The sequence below is a fragment of the Candidatus Symbiopectobacterium sp. genome (genome assembly GCF_020054415.1).
Lineage (GTDB): Bacteria > Pseudomonadota > Gammaproteobacteria > Enterobacterales > Enterobacteriaceae > Symbiopectobacterium.
Window position 1 is genome coordinate 1 of the sequence record NZ_JAHWCO010000229.1, and the last position, 2,292, is coordinate 2,292.

Annotated in this window: 2 protein-coding genes and 2 pseudogenes; all 4 read right to left on the minus strand. The window is 50.6% G+C overall.

Going from position 1 to position 2,292, the window contains the following annotated elements; translation table 11 throughout:
* A pseudogene (locus QZ506_RS06755) lies at positions 1 to 186 on the minus strand (IS256 family transposase); the annotation flags it as partial.
* 116 nt (positions 187 to 302) lie between these two features.
* Positions 303 to 1,382 carry a recombinase RecA gene (gene recA / locus QZ506_RS06760; RefSeq protein WP_291969974.1) on the minus strand — a complete coding sequence of 360 codons (1,080 nt, stop codon included), beginning with the start codon at positions 1,380 to 1,382 and terminating at the stop codon, positions 303 to 305.
* A 136-nt stretch (positions 1,383 to 1,518) separates the two neighbouring features.
* The gene (pncC, locus tag QZ506_RS06765) at positions 1,519 to 2,010 is read right to left on the minus strand and encodes a nicotinamide-nucleotide amidase (protein WP_291969976.1); all 492 of its coding nucleotides are present in this window, start codon (positions 2,008 to 2,010) and stop codon (positions 1,519 to 1,521) included.
* Positions 2,011 to 2,210: 200 nt separating this feature from the next.
* Positions 2,211 to 2,292 (minus strand): annotated as a pseudogene (locus tag QZ506_RS06770) (lipoprotein); the annotation flags it as partial.

A 2,292-nucleotide genomic window follows, 5' to 3' on the forward strand; every position in this document is an offset into this window, starting at 1 on the left:
ATTGCGCGTGTTAGTTCCAGATTTTGACTGGTGCTTCTCATGCCCGAGGTGATGGTTCATTTCAGCACTAAGGGCAGCTTCAACGCTGATCTTTTTCAGCAGGCGATCAAACTGGTTGAGATCGTCAGGGGTTTTGAGATTCTTGGCCAGCTCGTTAGCCAGAGCCTGTAACTGTTTTTCGTCCATAAAGTAACCTGCTTTTGATCTTGGATTGAACATATCAAAATCAGGCAATTACACAATCTCGTGTACAGGCTCACGAATAACGTTTATCGTGCTCCATTCAAGTCACTTAACGCGGTTTAAAACTCGCCGTTATTTTCACTATCCGCGGTTTCTGCATCATCGTAGAAACCCGCTTCGCTTGCTGGTGCAGACACATGATCTTTGTTGTGCAGCAGCATTTCACGCAGTTTTTTATCCAACTCGGCCGCGACTGCCGGGTTTTCTTTCAGGTAATTGCACGCATTCGCCTTGCCTTGCCCGATCTTGTCGCCGTTGTAGCTATACCAGGCACCCGCTTTCTCAATCAGCTTATGTTTCACGCCAAGATCGACCAATTCACCGTGGATGTTGATCCCTTCACCGTACATAATCTGGAACTCAGCCTGTTTAAAGGGCGCAGCCACTTTGTTTTTCACCACTTTCACGCGGGTTTCGCTGCCCACCACTTCTTCTCCATCTTTAATGGAGCCAATGCGGCGAATATCGAGACGTACAGAAGCATAAAACTTCAGCGCGTTACCCCCCGTGGTGGTTTCCGGGTTACCAAACATAACGCCAATTTTCATACGGATCTGGTTGATAAAAATCAGCAGCGTATTCGCCTGCTTCAAGTTACCGGCCAGCTTACGCATCGCCTGACTCATCATGCGAGCCGCCAGACCCATGTGGGAATCCCCGATTTCACCTTCGATTTCCGCTTTCGGCGTCAGTGCCGCCACGGAGTCAACGATGATCACGTCAACTGCGCCTGAACGCGTCAACGCATCGCAAATCTCTAACGCCTGCTCGCCGGTATCAGGCTGAGAACACAGCAGGTTATCGATGTCGACACCCAGTTTTTTGGCATAAATCGGATCGAGTGCATGTTCAGCATCGATAAATGCGCAGGTTTTACCTTCACGCTGTGCAGCGGCGATAACTTGCAGCGTTAGTGTGGTTTTACCTGACGATTCTGGTCCGTAGATTTCAACGATACGCCCCATTGGCAGCCCACCAGCCCCCAAGGCAATATCAAGTGACAGAGAGCCGGTAGAGATCGTTTCAACGTCCATTGAGCGGTCTTCGCCCAAACGCATGATAGAACCTTTACCAAATTGCTTTTCGATCTGGCCCAGCGCAGCCGCCAATGCCTTTTGTTTGTTCTCGTCAATAGCCATTTCTACTCCTGTCATGCGGCGTAACGCTCTCGCTACACGGCCGTGCGCTTTATGTGACTGCCACTGGTATGTAATCAAACAGGCGTGTCACCGAATCATTAACAGCATTATACTGTATACGCATACAGCATCAAGATTATTTTTGCAGAAATCCATCCAAAAGCATCTGAAGTGCGAAACACACGGCCTGAAGCCGCACAGCATTCCTATCGCCAAGAAACAGCATTTCACGCGCCAGTAGGTTGCCGTGCTTGTCACACCAGCCAAACCAGACGGTACCAACGGGTTTTTCGTCAGAACCGCCGTCGGGGCCAGCAATGCCGCTCAAAGAAAGTGAATAATCAGCCTCCGCTGCGCGCAAGGCCCCCTGCGCCATTTCCCGTACGGTTTGCTCACTCACTGCGCCGTATTGGGCGAGCGTTTCCTCACTGACACCGATGAGGCGCTGTTTTGCCTGGTTGCTGTAAGTGACAAATCCATAGTCAAACCAGCCGGAACTCCCCGCCACATCAGTAATCGATTTCGCTATCCAGCCTCCCGTACAGGATTCTGCACAGGTCACCTTTGCACCCAACGCAGTCAGGCGCGCTCCAATCTGGGCGCTTAACTGCAAAATATCGGTTTCCATGTTCACTCCACGTTGATTGAGGGTATCGCATCACAGCGTATCATTTTCACACGAGTTCGCCTTCCCCTACCACGCTGTTGCGTGCCTTATTCCAAAATTCGGCGCGAAAGTAAAGGGAGTGGCAGGACAGATATAACGCTGGAGGGGCTTTGTTGAATAAATCAGAACTTGTAACGACTGCGCCCCATACGGGTCGATTGTTACGTGATGCGAATACTGTTCGGCATTCCTAATAGCGTGATCCGGTTAAGCGCTTTGACCATGGCCATGGCTTCACCCACC